The sequence below is a fragment of the Rhodococcus sp. NPDC003348 genome (assembly GCF_053589375.1).
Genome location: NZ_JBSFRT010000001.1, coordinates 262,903 through 287,740, shown reverse-complemented (window position 1 = coordinate 287,740; position 24,838 = coordinate 262,903). Strand labels below are relative to the sequence as shown.

17 protein-coding genes and 1 pseudogene are annotated in these 24,838 nt (G+C 71.2%); 7 read left to right on the top strand and 11 right to left on the bottom strand.

Annotated features, from left to right (window positions below):
* Positions 1-21: 21 nt before the first annotated feature.
* From ACWDU4_RS01370 to ACWDU4_RS01335, 8 genes are all read right to left on the bottom strand, one after another.
* The gene (locus ACWDU4_RS01370) at positions 22-2,616 is read right to left on the bottom strand and encodes a VanW family protein (RefSeq protein ID WP_450112028.1); all 2,595 of its coding nucleotides are present in this window, start codon (positions 2,614-2,616) and stop codon (positions 22-24) included.
* 359 nt (positions 2,617-2,975) lie between these two features.
* Positions 2,976-4,691 (bottom strand): GMC oxidoreductase, encoded by a 1,716-nt coding sequence (locus ACWDU4_RS01365; protein WP_450112027.1) that lies wholly within the window; start codon positions 4,689-4,691, stop codon positions 2,976-2,978.
* Positions 4,688-6,199: a flavin-containing monooxygenase gene (locus ACWDU4_RS01360; protein ID WP_450112026.1), complete on the bottom strand. Its 1,512-nt coding sequence runs from the start codon at positions 6,197-6,199 to the stop codon at positions 4,688-4,690. The genes ACWDU4_RS01365 and ACWDU4_RS01360 overlap by 4 nt, the downstream gene beginning before the upstream one ends.
* A complete protein-coding gene (locus tag ACWDU4_RS01355) occupies positions 6,196-6,774 on the bottom strand; it encodes a TetR/AcrR family transcriptional regulator (protein ID WP_450112025.1) in 579 nt (192 codons plus the stop codon). Before ACWDU4_RS01355 ends, ACWDU4_RS01360 begins: the two co-directional genes overlap by 4 nt.
* Before the next feature lie 63 nt (positions 6,775-6,837).
* Complete coding sequence (locus ACWDU4_RS01350) at positions 6,838-7,779, bottom strand: glycoside hydrolase family 19 protein (RefSeq protein WP_450112024.1); 942 nt, start codon at positions 7,777-7,779, stop codon at positions 6,838-6,840.
* 614 nt (positions 7,780-8,393) lie between these two features.
* Positions 8,394-9,389: an aldo/keto reductase gene (locus ACWDU4_RS01345; RefSeq protein ID WP_450112023.1), complete on the bottom strand. Its 996-nt coding sequence runs from the start codon at positions 9,387-9,389 to the stop codon at positions 8,394-8,396.
* Between the two features lie 79 nt (positions 9,390-9,468).
* Complete coding sequence (locus ACWDU4_RS01340) at positions 9,469-9,897, bottom strand: nitroreductase family deazaflavin-dependent oxidoreductase (protein ID WP_450112022.1); 429 nt, start codon at positions 9,895-9,897, stop codon at positions 9,469-9,471.
* A gap of 95 nt (positions 9,898-9,992) precedes the next feature.
* Positions 9,993-11,324 (bottom strand): acetyl-CoA C-acetyltransferase, encoded by a 1,332-nt coding sequence (locus tag ACWDU4_RS01335; protein ID WP_450112021.1) that lies wholly within the window; start codon positions 11,322-11,324, stop codon positions 9,993-9,995.
* Positions 11,325-11,454: 130 nt separating this feature from the next.
* Between ACWDU4_RS01335 and ACWDU4_RS01330 the strand changes: the two genes are divergently transcribed.
* Positions 11,455-12,801: a 3-oxoacyl-ACP reductase gene (locus ACWDU4_RS01330; RefSeq protein WP_450112020.1), complete on the top strand. Its 1,347-nt coding sequence runs from the start codon at positions 11,455-11,457 to the stop codon at positions 12,799-12,801.
* Positions 12,801-13,685, top strand: a complete 885-nt coding sequence (locus tag ACWDU4_RS01325; protein ID WP_450112019.1) for a MaoC/PaaZ C-terminal domain-containing protein — start codon at positions 12,801-12,803, stop codon at positions 13,683-13,685. Before ACWDU4_RS01330 ends, ACWDU4_RS01325 begins: the two co-directional genes overlap by 1 nt.
* A 91-nt stretch (positions 13,686-13,776) precedes the next feature.
* Here ACWDU4_RS01325 and ACWDU4_RS01320 read toward each other — a convergent pair whose 3' ends face one another.
* Positions 13,777-14,370, bottom strand: coding sequence for a TetR/AcrR family transcriptional regulator (locus ACWDU4_RS01320; RefSeq protein WP_450112018.1), 594 nt, complete (start codon positions 14,368-14,370; stop codon positions 13,777-13,779).
* Between the two features lie 129 nt (positions 14,371-14,499).
* Entirely contained in the window at positions 14,500-15,693 is a 1,194-nt protein-coding gene (locus ACWDU4_RS01315) for a glycoside hydrolase family 3 N-terminal domain-containing protein (protein ID WP_450112017.1), read from the bottom strand.
* 275 nt (positions 15,694-15,968) lie between these two features.
* Between ACWDU4_RS01315 and ACWDU4_RS01310 the strand changes: the two genes are divergently transcribed.
* The 4 genes from ACWDU4_RS01310 to ACWDU4_RS01295 all read left to right on the top strand — a co-directional run bounded on the left by ACWDU4_RS01310 (position 15,969) and on the right by ACWDU4_RS01295 (position 22,241).
* A complete protein-coding gene (locus tag ACWDU4_RS01310; protein ID WP_450112016.1) occupies positions 15,969-16,436 on the top strand; it encodes a universal stress protein in 468 nt (155 codons plus the stop codon).
* A gap of 12 nt (positions 16,437-16,448) precedes the next feature.
* On the top strand, positions 16,449-17,531 hold the full coding sequence (locus ACWDU4_RS01305; protein WP_450112015.1) for an isochorismate synthase: 1,083 nt from the start codon (positions 16,449-16,451) through the stop codon (positions 17,529-17,531).
* Positions 17,532-17,617: 86 nt separating this feature from the next.
* On the top strand, positions 17,618-17,788 hold the full coding sequence (locus tag ACWDU4_RS01300) for a DUF2613 domain-containing protein (protein WP_450112014.1): 171 nt from the start codon (positions 17,618-17,620) through the stop codon (positions 17,786-17,788).
* A gap of 58 nt (positions 17,789-17,846) precedes the next feature.
* Positions 17,847-22,241: an alpha-(1->3)-arabinofuranosyltransferase gene (locus tag ACWDU4_RS01295; RefSeq protein WP_450112061.1), complete on the top strand. Its 4,395-nt coding sequence runs from the start codon at positions 17,847-17,849 to the stop codon at positions 22,239-22,241.
* 23 nt (positions 22,242-22,264) lie between these two features.
* Here the strand turns inward: ACWDU4_RS01295 and ACWDU4_RS01290 are convergent.
* Positions 22,265-23,326, bottom strand: a pseudogene (locus ACWDU4_RS01290) (acyltransferase family protein); the annotation flags it as partial.
* A 225-nt stretch (positions 23,327-23,551) separates the two neighbouring features.
* Between ACWDU4_RS01290 and ACWDU4_RS01285 the strand changes: the two are divergent.
* Positions 23,552-24,733 carry a DUF3068 domain-containing protein gene (locus tag ACWDU4_RS01285; RefSeq protein WP_450112013.1) on the top strand — a complete coding sequence of 394 codons (1,182 nt, stop codon included), beginning with the start codon at positions 23,552-23,554 and terminating at the stop codon, positions 24,731-24,733.
* Positions 24,734-24,838 lie beyond the last annotated feature (105 nt).

Sequence of the window (24,838 nt, the reverse complement as noted above, 5' to 3'; positions counted from 1 at the left end):
AGGATCGCGCCGGCCCGGCCGTCACTCGTCTTCCGACTCTTCCCCGGACTCGTCCGACTCGTCCTCGGACGCGGCGGGACGGGCGGCGGCGGGACGGGCAGTGGCGGGAGCGGCGGCAGCGGGAGCAGCGGCAGGTGCAGCGGCGGGAGCGGGAGCAGCAGCGGCGGGAGCAGCAGCGGCGGGAGCGGGTTCCGCGCTGACGCAGCGGACGATCGGCACCGGGTCGTACTTCACGGTCCGGGTGTTGCGGGACAGCTCCCGACCCGACGCGTGGTCGCTGATGACGCGGGTGTCCGAGGTGGTGAACCCCTGCGCACCCGACGACGCGATGCAGCCGACGCCGGCCGGCAACGTCACCGTGTTCGGGGACGTGTGGGCATAGCGCTCACCGGTGATCGATTCGACGTCAACGGTCTTGGTTCCCCACAACCGGACCGTGATGTTGGAGCTGGTGCCGATCGTCTCGATGAGCACACCGGTGTCCGTGTCGTTCGTGAACTTCAGGTCGATCGCGCCCTCGTACACCGTGGCCTCCCGCGCCTCGGGGTACCGCGAAATGTAGTAGCTGTGCTCGGTGTGGCCGGCGTCCTCCATGCCCGCGAAGTAGGAGGCGTTGTACAACGTCGTCGCGAGCTGACTGATGCCGCCACCGACGGCCTTGTCCGGACGGCCGTTGTTGATGATCCCGGACTCGACGTAGCCCTGCGCGGAGCCGCGCGGACCCGTGTAGTCGTTGAGCGAGAACGTCGCGCCCGGTTTGACCAACGCACCGTCGATCTCGCTCGCGGCCAGCCGGATGTTCACGCCGGACGCGTATTCGAAGCCCCCGGTCGTGTACTCGGCGATCACCTCGGTGATGCCCAGCTTGTTCGCGGCCTCGGTGGTCAGTTCGGGCTGCTTCGGCTCGTACACGGCGTCGAGGGTGCGCGGCCCGGACTCGGTGAGCCGCGCGGCCAGCGACTCGAGGGTCTTGTGCCACTCGATCATCTCGCCGCTCACCGCCGGTACCACCTTCGGTGCCCCGCCGGACAGGCTGAACGACGCATCCTTCGGCTTGACCTCGGTGCCGGCCAGTTGCGGGCCGAGCACGCCGATCGCCGCGTCCACGTTGTATTGCGGGGCGAGACCCCCGTTGCCGTCCGGGGCGAACGTGAGCACCGACCCGATCCGGTCCCGGGTGAGGACCGCGGTGCCGCCGTCGCGACCGGTGATCACCAGGTCCGCGGACGCCGCCGGGGTCGCGACGTCGCGCAGTGCCCGCTCGACGCCGGACTGCGTGACCGAGACCGGCGAGGCCGTGACCGGAACCTCGACACCACCGGACGCGGCCCAGCCGTCGGCGAGCGCCTCCGCCGCGCCGGCCGAGTCGAGCGTCTGCCCCTGCAACGGTGACACCGCGACCGGCGTGACCCCGTCGAACACGACGGCTCCCTCGACGGGTGCACGGTCCGTTCGGGGGCGCAGTCCTTCGACCGCGGCGGCGAGGGCGGCCTCGTCGCGCGTCGAGGCGACCCCGACCTCGCGGTGCGTGAACAGTGAGGTCAGCCGGGTGATCGGGTTCAGCGGCTGGTCACCCGCGCGGTCCAGGGTGGCGGACCAGTCGACGGCGAGACCGGCTGCGGCGGGCACCACTTCGGTCGTCACGTCGCCCGCTCGCACCGGCACCGGATGCTGTGCGCGCGGGTCGATCGCGGCCCGCAGCACTGATTCGGCCTCGGCGTGGGACTTCCCGCCGACATCGACGCCGGCGACGGTCACGCCCCGCGGCACCCGATCCGAGGAAAGCGCCAGGTCCGCGGCGTACCAGATTGCACCGGCCGTCAGCACCCCGGCCGCCGCGGCGATCACGACACGGCGTCCGCCGCGGGAACTGGCGGTCGGGGGCTCGGCCGGGTTGGAGGACGGATCGGCCGGTGCCGACGGCACGCCGGACGGCGGCTGCACCGAGACCGGTGCGGCAGCGGCGCTCGACCTCGCCGCGGGGGGCTGCTCCGGCCGCGGCCCGGCGGGCTGCTCGCGCGGGGGCGACACGTCCGACGGCGGCACCGCGCCGGGTCCCGGTGCGGCGGCAGGGGGCAGGGTCACCTTGGGCAGGACCGTGGTCGGCACGTCCTCCGGGCGCACGTACTCGGTTGCCACGGGCTGCTCGGCCGCGGTGAGGTCGATGGCCACCGTGTCTGCGGCGGCGTCCTCGGCGACGGCGGAGTCGGGGGCGACGGAAGCGGCGGGCTCGACCGCGGGTCCCGGGGCGTCGGGCTCCGCGGTGGCCGTGGTGTCGATGGCCACCGTCTCCTCGGCGACCACGGAGCCCGTGGTGTCCGGCTCGACCGCGGCGGCCGTGGTGTCGACGGCCGCCGTGTCCGCGGCGGCGTCCGCGGCGACGACGGAATCGGGGGCAACGGAGTCGGCGGCGGGCTCGACCGCGGGGCCCGGGGCGTCGGGCCCGACCGCGGCGGCCGTGGTGTCGATGGCCACCGTCTCCTGGGCGTCCTCGGCGACGGGGGTCTCGGTGCGCTCTTCGACGGCGGCGGACTCGTCAACCGCCAGGTGCGCGGGCTCGTCGGGCAGCGGGGCTCCCCGCTCCGCACCCGAGCGCTTGTCGGTTCCTCCGGTCATGTCGAGGCCCTCCCGGTCGTGTCGTTCCGCTGGGCCAGGACCCGCTTCGAACGTCCAGGGTAGCGGGGGCGAACCGGGCCGCCTTTCGGTGGAGGTCACAAGGCGACGGTCTCGAGACGGCCAGAGACAAAGGTGTCCCGCGCTGCAACCGGGTCGGGGGTCTGGCTGCAACGCGGGACGACCTGACTATCGACCCTCCACAACAGGGCGTTACACACAATCAGAAAAAAGTTGTGAAAAGTTGTGATCGATCCCAGAAACCCCACAATGAGCTGGCCAAACAACCCGGCGTCGCCCACGGACGGCCGGGCCGCTCGCCGGGCGGATCCCGCGTGGGCCCGCGCCACCCGCGTGTGATGTCACGTTCCGCGCGGATCGACCCTCTCGTTCGGTCGGATCACGGGTGTGGGCAGGACGAGGGCGGCCGGCGCGTGCCCGGGTACCGCCGGGTGGAGCGGCGGGGTGGGGTCGACGCGGCGATACGAGGACCCGAGCGGCGGACGCGGGTCCGGTTCGTCCCGGTTGGGCCACAGCGAGAAGGCGCGCTCGGCCAGAGCGGTGATCGTCAGCGACGGATTGACCCCGAGATTGGCGCTGACCACCGACCCGTCCGCAACGTGCAGCCCGGGCTGACCGTGGACGCGCTGGTAGGGGTCGACGACGCCGGTCTCGACGGATTCCCCGATCGGGCATCCACCGAGAAAGTGCGCGGTCATCGGAATGTTCGCCAGGTCGGCCAGCGATCCTCCCGGGTCGCCGCCGATCTTGTCGGCCACCGAGCGGATCACCTCGTGCCCCTGCGGAATCCAGGTCGGCGGCGCATCTCCCGGGCCACGCCGGCTGACCAGGCGGACGCGGCCGCGACGCCCCCGACGGACGCCGAGCTCGAGGGAGTTGTCCCCGGTCTGCATCACGAGCGCGATCACGGTCCGCTCGGACCAGTGGCGCACCGACAGGCCGCGGACGAACGCGATCGGGTGACGGGCGATCGCCGCGAGCGCCTTGACGGGTCGCGGCAGCCGCCCTCCCCCGTCGACGAGCAGGGTCTGCAGGAGCCCGATCGCGTTGCTGCCCTTGCCGTATCGGACCGGTTCGACATGGGTTCGACCGTCGGGGTGGAACGACGAGGTGATGGCCACACCGCGGTGGTACCCCGCGGGACGACGCGCGGTGGCCGCCAGTACCGCCTCCGAGTTGGTGCGGACCTGGGTGCCGAGCCGGGCCGAGAGCCCGGGCAGCGTGTCGCGGGTGCCCAGCAGCAGCCGCTGGGTGCCGTAGGTGCCCGCGGCGACAACCACCTGGTCCGCGGTCAGGGTCCGGGTGCGGCGGCGCACCCCGTCGGTGCGCCGGGTGTGCACGGCGAATCCGCCGCCGGGCAGCGGGTCCAGACCCGTGACCGTGGTCAACGGACGAATTTGCGCCCCTGCCTTCTCCGCGAGATACAGGTAGTTCTTCACCAGGGTGTTCTTCGCGCCGACACGGCAGCCGGTCATGCAGGCGCCGCATTCGGTGCAGCCCGTGCGTTCCGGTCCGGCGCCGCCGAAGAACGGATCCGCTTTCGTCCGGCCCGGCTCACCGAAGAACACGCCGACCGGGGTGGCGGTCAACGTGTCCCCCACGCCCATCTCGTCCGCGACCTGCCGGACGATGCGGTCCGCCGAAGTGAAGCCGGGATAGGTGACCACCCCGAGCATCCGCGCGGCCTGCCGGTAGTGCGGGTCGAGCTCGGCCTCCCAGTCGGTGATGTGGCCCCACTGCGGGTCGTCGAAGAACGGCCGCGGCGGCCGGTACAGGGTGTTGGCGTAGTTCAGCGACCCACCACCGACCCCCGCCCCGGCCATCACGAGCACGTCCGCGAGTAGGTGGATCCGTTGGATGCCGTAGCAGCCGAGGGCCGGCGCCCACAGGTATCTCCGCATCTTCCAGCTGGTCTCGGGCAGCTCGTCGTCGGCAAACCTGCGCCCCGCCTCGAGGACGCCGACCCGGTAGCCCTTCTCCGTCAGTCGCAGCGCCGCGACACTGCCTCCGAACCCGGAGCCGACCACGATCACGTCGTAGTCGCGCTCGGCACTCACGCCGCATCCTCGGCATCCGTGCGCGCCACCGTGCGGTAGTTCTCGGCGTCGAACCGGAGCATCTGCGCCCGGTACCGCCAGGTGAAGGTCGGCCACATCACCGAGTTGCGACCGCGCCTGTCCATGTACCAGCTCTTGCAGCCGCCCCGGTTCCACACCGTCGATCCGAGGGCCTCGCCGATTCGGGCGCTGTAGTCCTCCTGCGCCCGCGCCGACACCTCCAGTGCGGACAGACCGCGGGTACGCATGTGCGCCAGGGCCGCTCGGACGTACGCGGACTGGCTCTCGAGCATGTAGACGATCGAACTGTGCCCGAGGTTCGTGTTGGGCCCGTACATCAGGAACAGGTTCGGGAACCCGTGAACCGTCATTCCGCGATGCGCGCTGGGGCTCCCGTCCCAGTGCTCGGCCAGGGTGCGGCCGTCGGCGCCGCGCAGCATCCGTGCGATCGGCGGTTCGGTCGGGGTGAACCCGGTGCCGAAGATGATGGTGTCCACCTCGTGCTCGACGCCGTCCGCCCCGATCACCCCGGTGGGCGTCACTCGCATCAACCCGGACGGCACCACGTCGACGTCGTCGCGGTCGAGGGTGGCCAGCCAGTCGTTGGACAACAGCATCCGCTTGCAACCGATGGTGAACGTCGGCGTCAGGTGGCGTCTCAGCGTCGGGTCCGACACCTGCGCCCGCAACTGCGCCTTGGACACCAGCGCGAACAGTGGCAGCAGCCAGGTCAGGTAGGCGAACACGACGACGAAACCCTCACGCAGGGCGTACACGAGACCGCGGACGAGCTTCTGCGTCAACGGAAATCGGCGGTACAGGCCCTTCTCCGCCGGCCCACGGGTGCGGTTGAACCGGGGGATCACCCAGGACGCGGTGCGCTGGAACACGGTCAGCCGCTGTGTGCGGTCGACGATCTGCGGGACGAACTGCACCGCCGACGCGCCGGTCCCGACCACCGCGACCCGCTCGCCGGTCAGGTCGTGATCGTGGTTCCACGATGCCGAGTGGAACACCGTGCCCCGGAACGAGTCCAGGCCCTCGATGTCCGGCAGGTTCGGTGCCGAGAGCGCACCTGTCGCAGCGATCAGGACCTCGGCGGTGACCTCACCGCGGCTGGTCCGTATCCGCCACAACGCGGCCGCCTGGTCCCAGTGCGCTTCCAGGAGTTCACAGTCGAACACCGTGCGTGCCCGGACGCCACTGCGGGTGGCCACGTCCTTGAGATAGTCGAAGATCTCCGGCTGTTCGGCGAAGGTGTGACTCCACTTCGGGCTGGGCGCGAAAGACAACGAGTACAGCGTCGTCGGCACATCGCAGGCGCAGCCGGGGTAGGTGTTCTCCCGCCAGGTGCCGCCGACCTCGCCGGCGCGCTCGACGACGACCACGTCCGCGGCCCGGCCGCCGCGGACCAGGTCGGCCGCCGCGGCGAGTCCGCCGAACCCGGTTCCGACGACGAGAACGCGGGTGTGCGAGGGAAGTTCGGTCAATGCGGTCGTGGTGCTCATCGCCCGGTCACCATCGCCTCCCACGCCGGCAACAGGCGCGCCCGGCGCTCGGACTCCTCGGCCGGGGTCCGGAACAACGCGGACACCGCGAAGCCACGGGCCAATTCGATGCTCAGCTCGATCCCGTCGGGTCCGAATCGTTCGCCCATCACCTCGGTGGCCCCGCCGGTCAGCGCGTCGCTGACGACCCGCTCGAGCGGCACCATCGCCTCGAACAGTTCGCGATCGGTGCGCGCGGCGACCCACAGTTCGAGAGCCGCGTAGAACAGCGGACCCGAGAACGCGTCGACGAGCACTTCGAGTCCGCGTTCCGGCGCGGGTCGGGTGGCGAGGATCTCGGCGAGCCGCTTCTCCACCAGGTACTCCACCGCGGCGACCACGAGGGAGACCTTGGTCGGGAACTGGTGTAGCTGCGCCCCGCGGGACACCCCGGCCCGCCGGGCGATGCCCTGGGTGCTGGTGCCGGCGTAGCCCAGCTCGACGAGCGACTCGATCGTCGCGTCGAGCAGCCTCTGGCGGGTGTGCGCGCTGCGTTGCGCCTGCGTCCGTGTCGGACGTTCCGTGTCCTGGGTCACACCGGCACGATAGCAACAAACAGTCCGGACTGTCTGTAAATCTTCGAACCGATTCCGGCGCCCCTAGGGGCGGATCAGCACGTCCAGTCCACGCTGGAAGTCCTCGATGCGCCGGGTGAGGGCGTGATGGCCGCCGTTGACGAGCTCGGACACCCGGACGATCCCCGCGGTGTCCGCAACCTGGTTGAGGTTGCGCGACGTCCAGTACCACGCCGCGGTGGTGAACGCGTTCTCCGGCGCCGCCAGCAGCTCGGGGTGCGCGACGAAGTCGATGCCGGTGTACTGGCTCACCTTCTCGTAGTTGTGGCGGCCGGTGATCTGGATGGCACCACGCCCCTTGTACCGCTCACCATCCCCCGGCTGAGTGTTGCCGAGGTCGGCCCGGCCCTCGTAGGCGCGCCCGGAGGCGTACTCCTCGAAGGTGCGGAACCCGTCGGACTCGACGGCGAGCTGCGCGATGAACGCCGCCTGACGGACCGGGTTGTCGATGCCACCGTGCGCCATCGCGTCGTTGAGCGGGAGGATGTACTGCGCGATCTTCTCACCCGAGATGCCGGGCACGATCCGTGCGAACTCATCCGGGGTGACCGCGAGCGGCGGCGGAGGCGGCGGCGCCGGGGCCGGGGCCGGTTCCGCCGGAACGGGTGCGGAGGCCAGCTCGACGGTGGCCTGCTCCTCCGCGGGCGAGGACTTCGTCTGCACCCAGCCCGCGGACGCCGACGCGAGCCACTCACCGGACGCAGGCTCGGCCTCACCCTCGGCCGCCGGCGTCTCCCCCGACGTGGACGCCGACCCGGCAGCGGTCAGCCCCGGGAGCTCCAGGTGCGCGAACAGGTCACCGGACTCGCGGTATCCGACCGTCACGGAGGCGACGGCGTCGGCGTTGGCGACGGGGCCGTCGCCGGTGCCGACCACCGCGGCCGCGGTTGCGATCACCGACGCGGCGGCGAGGGCGGCGCCGAAGTGGCGCGTGCGGACGAAGGACCGCGCATTCGAAACGAACATTGGTCGTGCTCCAGATTCGGCCGAGTGCGGTTTCGGCCTCCGAACGGGCGCGGGTGTCACACAGGGCGGCTTCGGCCCTCGCGAGTCACCATCACGCAGCGAAAAGGTCACGACCAGGTAACGCTGCAGGTGAAAGGATTTTCAATGAATAGTGAGCAGGGTCACATTGACAATGTATAAAAGTCCGGGCTCACATTCGCTGCCGATTCGCAGCTGCACGCCCCGACAAACACGACCGCACTCCGCCACCGCCACACCGGTCGGTATCCGACGCGGATCGGACGAGACCGGCAACCAGATCCAGAGCCGATCACACTGTACTGCAAGGTCATTCGACCGAAGACAGGCACCCCGACGCAACGAGGAGGGGCGGGAGGATCGCCTTCTCCGACCGCCCGCGCCCACGCATTCCGGGTCGGTTGCCCCCACAGACGCACCGCCGAGCGGGCAGGCCGTCGATGCGGGGCTCGTTGACCACTTCGTGATCTACACAACACAACGCCCACGGATGGCCGTGACCTTCGACGAGACGTCGGTCGCGGGCCCGTGACACTTTCCGGGCCCGCGACCGACGGCCGCGGGCCCGGAAAGCTCAGACGATCCCGGCAGACGTCCTACCCCCTGCCGAGGGACACCCAACTCGGGTCCGCCGAACGCGCCCCGACGGTGATCGCGGCCAGTTCGTCGAGCCGCGCGACACGGTCCGCGGGGAGGTCGAGTTCCACCGCCGCGGCGTTCTCCTCGACCCGGGCGGCGAAACGCGTGCCCGGGATCGGCACGACCGGCAGCGCGAACTCGCGGCCCTTGGCGTAGAGCCAGGCCAGCACCACCTGGGCGGGCGTCGCGTCGGACTCGCGGGCCACCTCGCCGATCACCTCGAGCACCTTCGCATTGCCGGCGAGCGCGTCGGCATCGAACCGGGGGAACCGGCGGCGCAGGTCGGACGCGCCGAGGGCGGCCGGGTCGTAGGTCCCGGCGAGGAAGCCACGGCCGACCGGCGAGTAGGGCACGAATCCGACCCCGAGTTCAGCCGCGGTCGGGACGACGTTGCGCTCGACGTCCCTGCTCCACACGCTCCACTCGCTCTGGATCGCGGCGATCGGGTGGACCGCGTGCGCCCGGCGCAGTTCGTCGCCCGTCGCCTCCGACAGACCCAGGTGCCGCACCTTGCCCGCGGCCACCAGCTCCGCCATCGCGCCGACCGTCTCCTCGATCGGAACGTTCGGATCGACCCGATGCAGGTAGTAGAGATCGACGCTGTCGACACCGAGGCGGCTCAGCGACGCGTCCAGGAAGCCCGCGACATGCTCGGGCCGCCCGTCGATCCCCCGCTGTCCGGCGGCGACGTTGCCGACGAGACCGAACTTGGTGGCCAACTGCACCTCGTCGCGCCGGGTGCGCAGCACCTCACCGACGGCCTTCTCGCTCGCACCCTCCCCGTACACGTTGGCGGTGTCGAGGAAGGTGACGCCGATGTCGATCGAGTGGTGAAGTGTGGCGAGGGCCTGCGCCGGGTCCACCGGCCCGTAGACCGGGGCGACCGACATGGCGCCGTAACCCTGGGCGCTGACCTCGAGTCCGTCGGCGAGTGCAATGGTGCGAACAGTCATGGTTCGCATCCTCACCCACCGCGCACCGGAACGCACGGTCTGAAATCAGCGTGATCGCAGCGAACCGCCGCGCGCCGGGTCAGATCCGCCGCAGCGCCAGCACCGGAATGGTGCGGACGCCCCTGGTCCGCTGCTCGTACTCGGCGAATCCCGGGTAGCGCCCGGCCTGCTCGGCGTAGATGCGGTCGCGGTCCGGGCCGGTCACCTCGGTGACGGTCACCCGGTACGTCTCGGTACCGCGCTCGATCTCGGCTTCGCCCGCCGCGGTCACGTTGAAATACCAGGCCGGGTTCTTCGGAGCACCCGCCAAGGTGGCGAAGACGTAGATCGTGTCCGGGTCCTGGTCGTCGGGCAGGTACATCACCGGATTCACCACGTGGCGGCCGCTCTTGCGACCACGGTGATGGAGCAACACCAGCGGCGCGCCCTCGAACTGCCCGCCGACCCGGCCATCGTTGGCCCGGAACTCGGCGATGATCTTCGTGTTCCAGTCGTCGTTGTCACTCATGACGTCCATCGTCGTCCAGCCGGCCCGCATTCGCGAGACACACGGCGGCGGGGCGGCACCGTCGTCCAGGTGCCGCCCCGCCGGGTTCCGCGCGGCTACCGCTCGATGATCGCGGTGACGCCCTGGCCGCCTGCCGCGCAGATGGAGACCAGACCGCGGCCGGATCCCTTCTCCGCCAACATCTTTGCCAGCGAGGCCACGATGCGTCCACCAGTCGCGGCGAACGGATGTCCGGCCGCGAGCGAGGAGCCGTTGACGTTGAGCTTGCTGCGGTCGATCTTGCCGAGCGCGCCGTCGAGACCGAGCCGCTCCTTGCAGTACTCGTCCGACTCCCACGCCTGCAGGGTCGCGAGGACGACCGAGGCGAACGCCTCATGAATCTCGTAGTAGTCGAAGTCCTGCAGCGTCAGACCGTTTCGGGCGAGCAGCCGCGGCACCGCGTAGGTGGGCGCCATCAGCAGTCCGTCGTCGCCGTGCACGTAGTCGACGGCCGCGGTCTCCGAGTCCACCAGGTGCGCGAGCACCGGCAGGTTGCGCTGCGCGGCCCACTCGTCGGTGGACAGCAGCACCGCCGAGGCGCCGTCGGTGAGCGGGGTGGAGTTGCCGGCCGTCATCGTCGCGTCGCCGAGCTTGGTGCCGAACACCGGCTTGAGTGTCGCCAGCTTCTCCACCGTCGACCCGGGGCGCAGGTTGTCGTCGCGGGTCAGGCCGAGGAACGGGGTGACCAGGTCGTCGAAGAAGCCGCGGTCGTACGCGGCGGCCATGTTCTTGTGGCTGGCGGCGGCCAGCTCGTCCTGGTCCTCGCGGCGGACGCCGAACTCCTTGGCGGTGATCGCGGCGTGCTCGCCCATCGACAGCCCGGTCCGCGGCTCGCCGTTGCGGGGGATCTCGATGCCGACCATGGACGGGCGGACGTGTCCGAGCAGCTTGACCCGGTCCGCGGTGGTCCGGGCGCGGTTGACCAAGAGCAGGAACTCGCGCAGTTCGTTGTTCACCCCGATCGGGGCGTCGGAGGTGGTGTCGCTGCCGCCGCCGACACCGGCGTCGATGCGGCCGGCCGCGATCGCGTCGCCGACCGCGATGACCGACTGCAGACCGGTGCCGCACGCCTGTTGCAGGTCGTAGGCGGGAGTGTAGGGGCTCAACGCACTGCCGAGCACGGACTCGCGGATCAGGTTGAAGTCACGGCTGTGCTTGAGCACCGCGCCGCCGACGACCATGCCGAGCCGCTCGCCCTGCAGGTTGAACCGGCTGACCAGGCCGTCCAGCGTGGCGGTGAACATGTCCTGGTTGGACGCCTGCGCGTACGCCTTGTCCGAACGCGCGAACGGGATACGGTTGCCGCCGACGATGGCGACGGGGCGCAGCCCGCGCCCGCCGGTGGACGCGGCGGCCGGCTTCTTGGTGGAACGCGCTCTGGTGGTCACGGTGTCTCCATCTGGACGAGGTCTCGATGTCGAGGCTGTGCCTCGACACCAAACTTACTTCAGAGTAAGTTCATTGTCGACACCGCACCCGGTGCCCGGGTGCACGAAATACCGACCAAGAAGGTGGACCGTGGCAGCCAGCAAGGGCGCTCCCGACCTCTACTCCCAGTTCCTCAACTCCGCGCCGGGCGCGTTCATCGCCAAGCAGGCCGGGCTGCCGCAGCCGGAGCACCTGCGCCGCTACAAGGCGGGCGAGCCCGCCCTGGCGGGCCCGATCCTCATCGGCGGCCACGGCCGCCTCGTCGAGCCACTGCGCGAACTGCTCTCCGACTACCCCGCCTCGCAGCCGCACGACGACCGCCACGGCGCCCTCGTCTTCGACGCCACCGGCATCTCCCAGGTCACCGACCTGGTGCAGCTGTTCGAGTTCTACCAGCCGGTGATCCGCAATCTCGCGCCGTGCGCCCGCGTCGTCGTCCTCGGCACCACCCCCGAAGAGACCGGCGGCGTCGACGAGCACATCGCCCAGCGTGCACTCGAGGGCTTCACCCGCAGCATCGGCAAGGAGATCAAGCGCGGCGCCACCGCCCAGCTCGTGTACGTCTCCCCGAAGGCGTCCGCCGGACTGTCCGGGGTCGAGTCCACCCTGCGCTTCCTGCTCTCGGCCAAGTCCGCATTCGTCTCCGGCCAGGTCATCCGGATCGGCGGCGCCGACGCGACGGCGCCGCAGTCCTGGGAGAAGCCCCTCGACGGCAAGGTCGCCGTCGTCACCGGCGCCGCCCGCGGCATCGGCGCGACCATCGCCGAGGTGCTGTCCCGCGACGGCGCGCACGTGGTGTGCGCGGACATCCCCGCCGCAGGCGAGGCGCTGTCCGAGACCGCGAACAAGGTCGGCGGCACGTCCCTGGCACTCGACGTCACCGCCGAGGACGCCGCCGACAAGCTCGCCACCCACCTGCTCGAGCGGCACGGCGGCGCGGACATCATCGTCCACAACGCAGGCATCACCCGGGACAAGACCCTCGCCAACATGGACGAGGCCCGCTGGAACATGGTGATCGGCGTGAACCTGCTTGCGCCGCAGAAGATCACCGACCACCTCGTCGCGAAGGGCGCACTCAAGGAGGGAGGCCGCGTGATCGACGTGTCCTCCATCGCCGGCATCGCGGGCAATCGCGGCCAGACCAACTACGGCACCTCCAAGGCCGGTGTCATCGGCCTGGTGCAGGCCACCGCGCCGGTGCTGGCGGAGAAGAACATCACCATCAACGCCGTCGCGCCCGGCTTCATCGAGACGGCGATGACCGCGGCGATCCCGTTCGCGACCCGTGAGGCCGGCCGCCGGATGTCCTCGCTGCTGCAGGGCGGGCAGACCGTCGACGTGGCCGAGACGGTCGCGTACTTCGCCAGCCCCGCGTCGAACGCCGTCACCGGTCAGATCGTCCGGGTCTGCGGCCAGTCCCTGCTGGGGGCGTGATGACCGGTCGCACAGTCGAACTCACACACCAGCCGGGCGCCCTCGACAACTACGTGCGCGCCGCTGTGAGCGCGCTACCGTTCGCGAAGCCGTCCGGGCGCCGGAGCCTGCCGAAACAGACGCTGGCACTGTCCGGCCTGCGAGTCGACCATGACAACCTGGCCGCGTACGCGAAGGTGTGCGGGCTGCGGTTCGGCGACACGCTGCCGATCACGTATCCGTTCACCCTCGTGTTCCCGACCGTGATGCGTCTGCTCACCTCACGCGAGTTCCCTTTCCCGGCAATCGGTTCCGTGCACATCGACAACGTGATCGAGCAGCTGCGGCCGATCTCGGTGAGCGAGCCGCTCGACATCGCGGTGCACGCCGAGAACCTGCGCCCGCATGCGAAGGGAACCCAGGTCGACCTCGTCAGCGAGGTCTCGGTGGGGCGTGAACTGGTGTGGCGCCAGGTCAGCACCTTCCTGAAGATGCACGCCACCGACGCACCCAAGGAACCGAAGACCGAGCACGAGGACGAGACACCGCCGCGGCCGATGCGCACCCTGCGGGTGGACCAGAAGACCGTCAGCCGCTACGCCGCGGTCTCCGGGGACCGCAACCCCATCCACGTCTCGTCGCTGGGCGCCAAGGCCTTCGGGTTCCCGGGCACCATCGCGCACGGAATGTGGAGCGCCGCCGCGATCCTCGGCGCCGTCGAGGGTCGCATCCCGGATTCCGTGACCTACCGCGTGAAGTTCGGCAAGCCGGTGGTGCTGCCTGCGACGGTGAACGTCTACGCCGAGCAGGTCGCGAGCTCCGCCGAATCTGCCGGCAGCGGATGGGACCTCGCGTTGCGGCACCCGAAGAAGGGCTACCCGCACCTGACTGCCACCCTGCGCTGACGGCGACCCGCCTGGTCAAGGGCACCTTCGTTCGGCCTGACCGCACGAGGGTGCCCTTCAGCCCGAAGGCGGGGGCAACAGCGGCGAGGGCCTATTTCTTCTTGCCGGCCAGGCCGCGCCAGGCGAGGGCCTCGAGCAGGTCCGCGGCCTTCTCGACTGCGATCTCGCCGCCGGCGACGCGGTCCGCGACCGCCTCGCCCGCGCCGACCAGAGCGACGGCCATGATGCCGAAATCGGTGTCGGGCTCGGGCTCCTTGGTGCTCGACTCGAGCAGTTTCGCGGTCAGTTCGATCAGCCGGTCGCGGCTGGTGCGGACCTGCGTCGCGAACGTCTGCTCCCCCATCGACTGGCGGTACAGCACCATCCAGGACGACCGGTGCTCGCCGACGAACCCGAGGAACCCGACCAGCGCGGCCCGCAGCTGCTCGCGGGGCGTCAGATTGGGGTCGGCGGCGGGCGTGATGGCCTCGACGAACCGCTGCCCCTCACGGGCGATGCAGGCGGAGAACAGTTCGTCCTTCGAGCCGTAGTACAGGTACAGCATCGGCTTGGAGATCTCGGCGGCCGCGGCGATCGCGTCCATCGAGGTGTCGTGGTAGCCCTTGGCGGAGAACACCTCGACGGCGGCGTCGAGCATCTGCTGCTCGCGCACCGCGCGCGGGAGCCGTTTGGTTCCGCCGGCCATCGTTCCTCCAGAGTCTGCGGCGCCGACCGTGGTCGGTCCCCAGGGGTCGATCTTACTCTAGAGTAAGAATGGGTGGGTCACCTGCCATTCTGCCCCGACACGCGGCGAGGGAAGTGCACCGCCCCACCGTCAGCAGTGCACGACACCCTTCGCAGTCGCCACCCGCAGCACCGACGCATCGACCTGCGCCTGCGGCAGCCGGCCCGCCGCGACCTCGCTCTCGAGATGGTCGAGAACCTCCGGCACCTCGGCCGTCGTCAACCACAGGGCGACGTCCGCGCCCGCCTCCAGAGCCGCCGCGACGGCCTGCGGCACACTGAGCCGGTCGGTGATCGCCTTCATCCCGGACAGGTCGTCGGTGAAGATCGGCCCGTCGAAAGCCGGTGCGCCGTACCCGGTGCCGGTCCGCAGCAGCGACATCGCCGCCGGACTGATGCTCGCAGGCACCCCCGGCGCGGTCAGACCGGGCACGTCCAGGTGCCCGACCATCACCCCGACCCCGGTGGTGACGAGCGTGCGGTACGGCACCAGGTCGTGGGTCTGCAACTCCGCCAGGGGCGGGGTGGTGACCGCGCCGGTGTGCGAATCCCCCGACGCCGACCCGTGGCCCGGGAAGTGCTTGATCACCGGCAGCACCCCGGCGTCGCGCAGGCCGCGGGCGTACTCCCCGGCGTACTGCGTCACCACGTCCGGATCGTCGGAGAACGACCGGTCCCCGATCACCGAGTTCGCGGGCTGGTCGCTCACGTCGACGACCGGGGCGAAATCGACGGTGATCCCGAGGCCGTGCAGGCCGCGGCCCCGTTCCAGCGCCATCTCGTAGGTCTGTTCGGGTGTCATCGTCTGTGCGACCGTCCGGGGTGCGGGGTCCTCGCCGAGCAGGTCCGCGACCCGCGACACCCGGCCACCCTCCTCGTCGATGCTCACCATCACCGGCACCTTCGCGACCGCCTGCACCTGCGGCACCTGACGGTTCGCCAGCATCGTCTCGTCGGTCCAGCTTCCGACGAAGACGCCACCGACCTGCTCGTCCCGCACGACCGCGACGGCGTCGGCGGTCCCCGCCACCCCGACGTTGAGCAGCTGCGCGAGCCGCTGCCGCGGCGTCAGCCCGGCCAGGAAGTCGGCGCCGCAGGGCGCGCCCGCGAGCGGCGCGGCGGCGGCGCTGCTCTGCGGGGCCGAGGTCGTGGTGAGGTCGGTCGTCTCCGCCGACTCCGCCGCCGGGGTCGTCGCCGTCGTCTCGGTTCCCGAGTCGCCGCAGCCCGCCACCAGCCCGAGGCCGAGCAGCAGCGGAAGAACACGGAACGAGCAGATGCGGGTCATGACAGCGAGCCTAGGGCGTGTCTCCTGATCCCTCTCGGATGCATCTGGCGAAGCAATCGTCGTCCCGTAAGGCGGAGGAGAAGCCGATACCGCTGTTGTATCGGCGCCGACGACAACGCAACGGGGCGGCGATTGGGCGCCAGAGGCGCCGAAACGGGGATTGGGAGACATGCCCTGGGACCTGCCGACCGGACGCGTCCCGCGGCGACCGCGCTCGACCCGGCCCGACGGGTAGCCTGACAGCAGGATCGTCCCCCCGACTCCAGGAGGTCTCGATGCCCGCGGACCTGATACTCATCGCATACGACGGAACCGACAATTCCAAGCGCGCAATCGAATACGCCGGCCGTTTCCTCAGCGCCGACCGCGCGATCGTGATCACCGCGTGGGAACCGATGGTGCGCCAGGCCGCCCGGATGTCCGGGCTGTCGGGGGTCATGCAGCCCGAGTGGGTTCCCGACGAGGACACCGAGGACATCGCCCTCACCGACGCCAAGACCGTCAACAGCGAGGGCCTCGACCTGGCGCGCAGTGCGGGCCTGAACGCGGAGGGCCGCACCATCGAGTGCGTCACCACCGTCTGGACCACGATCGTCGAGGTCGCCGACCAACTCGACGCCGACATCATCGTCACCGGCACCCGCGGAACCACGGGGCTGAAATCGCTGCTGCAGTCCTCCGTCGCCGACCACGTGCTGCGGCACAGCCACCGGCCGGTGCTGATCGTCCCGCCCGGCAAATAACCTCGCACCCGAGTGAACGGATTCCTCCTCTCCCGCGCCGACCGGACCCTGCGCACCGCGGGAGGCCGGGCGCGCTTCGACACCGTCGACGCCGCCGTGGAGGCGCTGGCCGCGGGCGACGTCCCGCTCGTGGTGGGGGCGCTTCCGTTCGATCCGGCCGGCCCGGCCGCGCTGACCGCCCCCGAGACCGCCCGGTTCGACGCCGGTCCGTGGCGTCCCGACGCGGTGCCCGCGCCGCCCCGCGCACGGATCACCGCCACGATTCCCGCACCCGACGAACACCGGAAGCGGGTTGCCGCGCTGGTGTCCCGGCTGCGGGCCGGTGAGCTGGACAAGGTGGTCGCGGCCCGCTCGGTGGTGGTCGAGACCGACACCGAGATGCGTCCGTGGCCGCTGCTGGCGCGGCTGGTCGCCCGCGACCCCGGCGGCAACGGCTTCGGCGTCGACCTGTCTGCCGCGGGGGGCGAGTACATCGGCCGGTCACTGGTCGGGGCCAGCCCGGAACTGCTGCTCGAACGCGTCGGCCGCGAGATCCGCTGCTTTCCGCTCGCGGGCACCGCGACCCGCCACTCCGACCCCGACGTCGACAGGGCGGAGGGTGACCGTCTGCTCTCGTCGGCGAAGAACCTCGCCGAGCACGCGTTCGTCACCGACCGCATCCGCGCGGTCCTCGCACCGCTGTGCACCGAGCTGACCGTGCCGCGGCCGCAACTGATCGGCACCGGCCAGGTGTGGCACCTGGGCACCCCCATCCGCGGCCTGCTCCGTGACCCCGTTCCCACCGCGCTGGAACTGGCCCGCCTGCTCCACCCCACCCCGGCCGTGTGCGGCACCCCGCTGCAAGCCGCACTGGACGTGATCCGCGAGGTGGAGGAGCCGCGCGGCTTCTACGGCGGCGCCGCGGGCTGGTGCGACGCCGACGGCGACGGGGTGTGGGTGGTCGCGATCCGCTGCGCCGAACTCGACGCCGACGGACGCCGGTTGCGGGCCTGGGCCGGCGGCGGAATCGTCGCCGCGTCCGATCCCGTGGGCGAACTGGCCGAGACCACCGCCAAGCTCGGCACCCTGCTGTCGGCGCTCGACATCACGATCTGAATTCGCCTGCCGCCCCGAAACGGACCGGGCGGGTGATACCTTGGCGCGAACGTTTCCGTCAGGCAGCAGCAATTGGGAGATCCGAGATGAAGTTCCTTGTCCCCGGTGTGGCAAGTGCAGTGATCGGCGCGGTCCTCGGACTGGCCACCGTCTTCGGCGTCACCGCAGCCGCCTCGGACAACACCCGCCCGGACATCGACCGGACCGGGAACGCGAACTCGTCGCTGCTGAACCAGGTGGAGTACGGCAGCCGTTAACAGCACCACTAAGGGCGAGTGGCAGGGTCACTCGCCGATCTCCATCCCCCACGACGCGATCACCGAGACGCCGACCACCGCACCGCTGACCCGGCGGTGGCTGGTCGGCGCCTCGGTCGTCGCGTTTCTGCTCGCATTCGCTCAGGCGCCGGGCCGACTGGTCGCCGACACCAAGTACGACCTGACGCAGAACCCGCTCGGCTTCCTCGAGCGGGCGTCGCACCAGTGGTCGTCGCTCGCACCCCTCGGGCAGGTGCAGAACCAGGCCTACGGCTACTTCTTCCCGCACGGCGCCTTTTTCGGCGTCGGACACGTCCTGCACGTCCCGCCGTGGATCACCCAGCGGATCTGGTGGGCACTGCTGCTCATCGCCGGATTCTGGGGCATCATCCGGCTCGCCGAAGCGCTCGGTGTCGGCTCCCGCAGCTCCCGCATCATCGCGGCGATCGCCTTCGTGCTCTCACCGCGCGTCCTGACCACCCTCGGCTCGATCTCCTCCGAGACGCTGCCGATGATGCTCGCCCCGTGGGTGCTGCTGCCGGTGGTCCTGGCCCTGCAGGCGCCTTCGGCGCTCGTGCGTGGTTCGGGGGTCTCTCGACCCGCAAACCACGCACGAGCAGCGCAGCTGCCTCGGCTGGCGGCGCAGTCGGCGGTCGCGGTCGCGCTGATGGGCGCGGTGAACGCCGTCGCAACCGCGGCGGCGTGCCTTGTGACCGCCCTGTGGTGGATCGCGCACCGGCCGAACCGGCGCTGGTGGGTGTTCACCGCGTGGTGGCTTCCGCTGTGCGTGGTTGCCACGGTGTGGTGGATCGTGCCGCTGCTGCTGCTCGGCAAGGTCAGTCCACCGTTCCTCGACTACATCGAGTCGTCCGGGGTGACGACGCAGTGGACCAGCCTGACCGAGGTGCTGCGCGGCACCGACAGCTGGACCCCGTTCGTCTCCCCCGAACGGATCGCAGGCGCCGTGCTCGTCACGCAGCCCGCCGCCGTCGTGGCGACCGGCGCGCTCGCCGCCGCCGGGATGGCCGGCCTGGCGATGCGGTCGATGCCCGCGAAGGGCCGGCTGACGCTGATCCTGTTCGTCGGTCTCGCCGGGCTCGGCGCCGGCTACGTCGGAGAACTCGGATCACCGATCGCCGACACCGTCCGCACCTTCCTGGACTCCGGCGGCGCGCCGCTGCGCAACGTGCACAAGCTCGAACCGCTCGTCCGGCTGCCGCTCGTGCTCGGGCTCGCACACCTGCTGGCGAAGGTGCCCCTCCCCGGATCGGTGCCGACGCGACGCTGGCGCAGCGCGTTCGCCCACCCCGAACGCGAACCGATGGTGGCGGTGACCAGCCTGATCCTGGTCGCGCTCACGCTCGCGACGTCGCTCGCGTGGACCGGCAAGCTCGCTCCCCGCGGCGCCTACGACGAGGTCCCCGCCTACTGGCACGAGGCCGCCGACTGGCTCGGCGACCACGCCGCCGGCGCCTCACCCGACGGGTCGGACGCCGCCCGCGCGCTGGTGGTGCCGGGGGCGCCGTTCGCCGCGCAGGTGTGGGGCCTGACCCGGGACGAGCCCCTGCAGGCCCTCGCGTCGACCCCGTGGGCGTCCCGCGACGCGGTGCCGCTGGTGCCGCCCGGCGCGATCCGCGCCCTCGACTCCGTCCAGCGCCTGATCGCCGACGGCAGCCCGTCCGCCGGGCTCGCGCAGACCCTGCTCGGGCAGGGCATCCGGTTCGTCGTGGTCCGCAACGACCTCGACCCCGAGTCGTCCCGGTCCACCCGGCCCCTGCTTGTGCATCGGGCGATCGAGGGCTCCCCCGGCCTGACCCGCGTCGCGACGTTCGGGGAGGACGTCGGCCCGGGCGAGGTGGAGGGCATCGTCGCCGACGGCGACCTGCGGCCCCGCTACCCGGCGATCGAGATCTTCCGGGTCGACGCCCCGGAGTCGGGCCCCGCCGCACCGCCCGCGGGCCCGTACACCGTCGACCTGGCCGATGTCCCGTTCGTGCAGGGCGGCCCCGAATCGCTCCAACGGCTGGCGGCCCGGCGCGCGCAGGACGGAGACGGGGTGCCCGCCGGTCCGGTGCTGCTTGCCGCGGACGCCGCCCGCGCCGGACTGCCGATGGACACCGTCACCGTCACCGACACCCCCACCGACCGGGAGACCGACTTCGGGCAGGTCGACAACCACAGCTCCGCGCTGCGCGACCCTGACGACGCGCGCCGGACCCACAACCTGGTCGCTGACTACCCCGTCGACGGAGCGGAGCTGGTCACCGGCCGGTGGGAGGGTGCCCGGATCACCGTGTCGAGTTCGGCGGCCGACGCCACCCAGCTCGGCGGGACGGCACCGGGCAGCGGACCGGCCGCGGTCGTGGACGGCGACCAGGCCACCGGCTGGTTCAGCAACGGCCTGGAAAGCGCTCTGGGGCAATGGCTTCGAATCGACTTCGACGAGCCGGTCACGAGCGCGCTGCTGCACCTGCGGACCAGCGCGGCCGCTCTCGGTGTGCCCGTCAAGCAGCTCGAGGTCACCACCGCCAACGGCAGCACCGCCGTCCGGGTTTCCGAACCCGGGGAGCCACTCAAGGTGTCGCTGCCGCCGGGCCGTACCGACTGGGTGAAGATCACCGCCACCCACACCGAGGACGGTTCCGTCGGAACGCAGTTCGGAATCAGCGAGCTGTCCGTCGACGACTTCACCGACCGCGACGATCCGGTGACGGTGCCGATCCGGCACCACACCGTCCTGCCGCCGACCCCCGCCGGCGCGACCGTCCTCGGCTGGGACCTCGGCCAGGAACTGCCCGGCCGCACCGCCTGCGTCGAGGCGGAGGACCAGGTGCGCTGCCACCCCGGACTCGCCCTGCAGCCGGAGGAGCCCGGCGTCTTCGAACGCACCCTGTCGGTGCCGCAGGACACCGCGGTGGCACCGCGCCTGCTGGTCCGCTCGCGCCAGGGCCCCGAACTCGAGGCGATCCTCGCCGACCCGGCCCGGCCGCGGGCGAGCGGCGACGCAGCCGTGTCGGACGTGCGCAGTTCCCCGGCCGCAGCCGTCGACGGCGACAGGCGGACCAGCTGGACCGCCTCCCGCGACAGCATCGACGGCAAGGGCCCGAAGCCGACGATCACACTGACCCTGCCGGCACCCGTGGAGGTCTCCGGGCTGGAACTGACCCCGAGTACCGGGGCACTTCCCGCCCGCGCCACCCGCGTCGCCGTCGACCTCGGCGCCGGCCCACAGGTGCGGGACCTGACCGACGGCGACCGGATCGCACTGAACCCGAGGGTCACCGACCGCATCGTGGTCAGCATCGTCGACTGGGACGACGTGCTGGACCAGACCGCGCTCGGCTTCGCGCAGCCGGCGCCGCCCGGGTTCGCCGAGATCGGCGTGCTCGGCACCGACGCCGAGGGCGCGACCGTCACCGTCGCGGGCACCGGAATCTCGGACGTCCCGGCCGGTGACCGCACCGTCACGGTCGGGTGCGCGGACGGCCCGGTCGTCTCGTTCGCCGGGTCCGTGGTCCACACCACCGTCACCGCGACCGCTCTGCAGTTGCGTTCCGGCGCACCCGTTCCCGCGACCGTGTGCGCGGTCGACGGACCGTTCGGGCCGGCCGATGGCACCGCCCCGGTTCCGCTGCCCGCGGGATCACCGTCGGTGGTGGTGGCGCCCGGACCCGCGTTCACCGTCGACGGACTCCGCCTCGACGCCGCCGCGCCGACATCCACCCCGCAGCGCCTGGACCCCGTGTCGACCACCGCCTGGACGGCGAACCAACGCGAACTGACCGTCACGGCCGGTGCCGAGGACCGGCTCCTGGTGAACCCGGAGTCGCAGAACATCGGCTGGGTCGCCACCGCCCCGGACGGCACCGAACTGGCCCCGGTCGTGGTGGACGGCTGGCAGCAGGGCTGGATCGTGCCGGCCGGCACCGACGGCACCGTCACCCTCGAGTTCCCCACCGACCGCTGGTACCGGCTCGGCATCTTCGCCGGACTGCTCGCGCTGATCCCGCTGTTCGTGTTCGCGCTGTGGCCCCGGCGCCGGCCGGGACGCGATCCCGGGCCTGCGCCGCGCACCTGGCACAGCACCGCTGCCGGGGCCGCGGGCGTGCTGGCCACCGCGACGGTGGTGGCCGGCTGGCCCGGCGCCCTGGTCGCGGTCGCGGTCCTCGCCGCGGTCGCGGGCATCGGCCGGGCGCGCGGACCCGTGACCGCGGCCCGCGTCCTGGTCGGCGCCGCGGGGATCGGCACCGCGGTCGGCGCCGCGCTGCTCTCGACCGGGCCGTGGCGGTTCCCCGGCGGCTACGTCGGGCACTCGTGGCTGGTTCAGCTGACGGCGCTGGTCGCGGTCGTCGCGGTCGGATGGTCCGCGGTGCCGCTGTCAGCGACCGCCGCACGCCGCCTGGCCTCCCGCCGGGCCAGGGCGCGGCGCGCGGGCTCCTCGACCAGCGCGTAACTCGCGGACGCCACCGCCAGGCTCAGCACCACCGTCACCACGAGCACGAAGACGAAGTGCCCGTCGAACGGCAGGATGCCGAACACCGGGAACACGATGGACAGCACCAGCAGGTGCCAGATGAACACGCCGTACGACCAGCGCCCGGCCGCCAGCGCGGCCGGGCCCGCGAGCAGCCGGTGCCGGATTCCGTCGCCGAGCACCAGCGGGGCGAGCAGCGCGAACGCCAGCACCGCACCGAGCGCGATCTTCACCGCGTACTGCCACGGCGCCGCGCGGACGAGGCCCTCCGGGCCGGCGAGGTCGGTGCAGGAGAGCCCGAACGCGACCACCGCGACCGCGGCCATCACCCCGCGGCGGCGGGCGAACCGGTGCACCGGGCCGTCCGAAAGCATGACGAGTTCGGCGAGCAGCATCCCGGCGCCGAACCACGGCAGGTAACCGGGCAGCCAGTTGTCGGAGTGGATGCCGTCGGGGGTGGGGATCGGCAGGAATCCCCAGCCCAGGCTCACCGCCATTGCCGTGAGCAGCACGGGGATCCGCCACCGCGCCGCCGCGCCGCGCAACCGGACCAGAGCAAACGCCAGCAGCGGCAGCACCAGATAGAACGCCACCTCCACCGACAGGCTCCACATCTGGGTCAAGCCATCGGTCAGTGTCAGCGGCACGAACACCTGCACCAGGCCCAGGTTCGCCGCCCACACCTTCCACCCGCCGCCCGCGGCAGGCAGGAAGATCAGTACCACCACGACGACGACCCAATAGGCGGGCAGGATGCGGACCGCGCGGTGCAGGAAGTACCGGCCGGTTCGGGGACGGGCGCCGAGGCCCCGCGCGGCCGCGGCATGCGGACGCCACAACAGGAACCCGGACAGAGCGAAGAACACCGCCACGGCCAGGTCGAATCGCCCCCACACCCGTCCGAGTACCGGTGTCGACACCGCCCCGGTCTGAAAAGCGACGTGGGTGAGCAGCACCCCGAGCGCGGCCAGTCCGCGCATGCCCTCGAGCGCGGGGACGAATCCGCGCGCCGCCAGGTGCGGGGCGGTCGACGGGGTGGCTGTGGGAGCTGCGGTGATATCCATTTCGCGTCCAGTGTGCCCGGCGTGGGACAGATCGGACGTACCGACGAGTTTCGTACCGCGTGCAATATCTGGCGTGCCAGCGCAATCGAGCGCTCGACACTGTTACTGTCTGGGCTCACTGGGTGTCGTTTTGCGACACTCTGCGATCGATGCGGCGCCAGTCACCGCATCACAGGGGCGGCTCATCGGAAGACGGGCTCATCAGGAGACGAAGGAGATTCACGGATGGCGGAACGCTCAGGGCCGAGCAGAACACTCGCCTGCATTCTGGTGGGGCTCGGCGCATTCCTACTGGCAGCCGCTCTGCTGATCCCGACGTACACCGTCGGCAAGCTCAAGAAGACCCCGCTCGACCTCGAGGTCACGACGATCGCCGAGGGCAAGGGTGAGGTCCTCGACTCCAAGTCGCTGACCGCGGGCAAGGCCGTCGTCAACACCGACGTGCCGCTCGTCGCGCAGCGCTACGTCACCGTCGTCGACCCGTCCGACGCCGACCGCATCACCGTCCAGGCCGGTCAGACGCTGCGCCGCACCGACAAGCAGGGCGACACCGGCCTGCTGACCGCGACCATCGACCGCGTCACCCTGGACCGCGTGAGCTCGATGCCGATCCAGGACCCGATCGGCACCATCCAGACCGACGCCAACAAGCCGGCCGAGGAGGTCGAGCACACCGGCCTGCAGTACAAGTGGCCGTTCGACGCCGAGCAGAAGGCGTACCCGTACTTCGACATCAACGCCCGCGAGTCCAAGGACATCGACTTCGTCGAGGAGACGGAGATCAACGGGATGAAGGTGTACCACTACAACCAGAAGGTCGGCCCGGTCGACCTGTCGAAGGTCGTCGCCTCGCCGACCAACAAGCTCTCGCTGCCCGCGGCCACCTGGGGCGTGGAGGGCGGCGACGCCCCCGTCACGATGACCCGCTTCTACGAGAACGAGCGCGACGTGTGGGTCGACCCGGTCACCGGCGTCGTCGTCAAGGGCCAGGAGCAGCTGTACCAGTACTACGCGCGCACCGCGGACAAGCCCGAGGTGACCGTGCTCAAGGCGACGCTGCCGTTCAACGAGGACACCATCGAGTACCAGATCGGGCAGGCCAAGGACGGCCAGGACAAGCTGGCGGTCTTCGGTCGCACCGTGCCGATCATCGCCGGCATCCTCGGCCTGATCTCGCTGATCGCCGGCATCTTCCTCGGCACCCGCGGTGGCCGCGGCGGCGCGAAGCCGGCCGTCGCCGGTGGCGCCCCGGTCGCCCCGGAGGGTGGCACCGCGCCGGACACCCACTCGGGCAACTACAACGAGCCCGACACCGAGCTGATCCCGCGCCACGACTACACCTCCGACGAGACCGTCGAGATCCCGCAGGTCAAGCCCGACCAGGATCCGCCGACCACCCGTCTGTAGACAGATGCAGCGAAGGGCCCGCACTCACCGAGTGCGGGCCCTTCGCGTTGCACCACCCCCGGTGTGACCGAATGGGCCATTCGGTCACTCAGACCGTCCAGGTGA

Bases quoted from the DNA above. Each gene is read 5' to 3' on its own strand.
- ACWDU4_RS01345 (WP_450112023.1), bottom strand. From the start codon at position 9,389: ATGACTGTTCGCACCATTGCACTCGCCGACGGACTCGAGGTCAGCGCC.
- ACWDU4_RS01325 (WP_450112019.1), top strand. From the start codon at position 12,801: ATGACCGGTCGCACAGTCGAACTCACACACCAGCCGGGCGCCCTCGAC.
- ACWDU4_RS01300 (WP_450112014.1), top strand. From the start codon at position 17,618: ATGAAGTTCCTTGTCCCCGGTGTGGCAAGTGCAGTGATCGGCGCGGTC.
- ACWDU4_RS01350 (WP_450112024.1), bottom strand. From the start codon at position 7,779: ATGTTCGTTTCGAATGCGCGGTCCTTCGTCCGCACGCGCCACTTCGGC.
- ACWDU4_RS01320 (WP_450112018.1), bottom strand. From the start codon at position 14,370: ATGGCCGGCGGAACCAAACGGCTCCCGCGCGCGGTGCGCGAGCAGCAG.
- ACWDU4_RS01315 (WP_450112017.1), bottom strand. From the start codon at position 15,693: ATGACCCGCATCTGCTCGTTCCGTGTTCTTCCGCTGCTGCTCGGCCTC.
- ACWDU4_RS01310 (WP_450112016.1), top strand. From the start codon at position 15,969: ATGCCCGCGGACCTGATACTCATCGCATACGACGGAACCGACAATTCC.
- ACWDU4_RS01340 (WP_450112022.1), bottom strand. From the start codon at position 9,897: ATGAGTGACAACGACGACTGGAACACGAAGATCATCGCCGAGTTCCGG.
- ACWDU4_RS01370 (WP_450112028.1), bottom strand. From the start codon at position 2,616: ATGACCGGAGGAACCGACAAGCGCTCGGGTGCGGAGCGGGGAGCCCCG.
- ACWDU4_RS01360 (WP_450112026.1), bottom strand. From the start codon at position 6,199: ATGAGCACCACGACCGCATTGACCGAACTTCCCTCGCACACCCGCGTT.
- ACWDU4_RS01285 (WP_450112013.1), top strand. From the start codon at position 23,552: ATGGCGGAACGCTCAGGGCCGAGCAGAACACTCGCCTGCATTCTGGTG.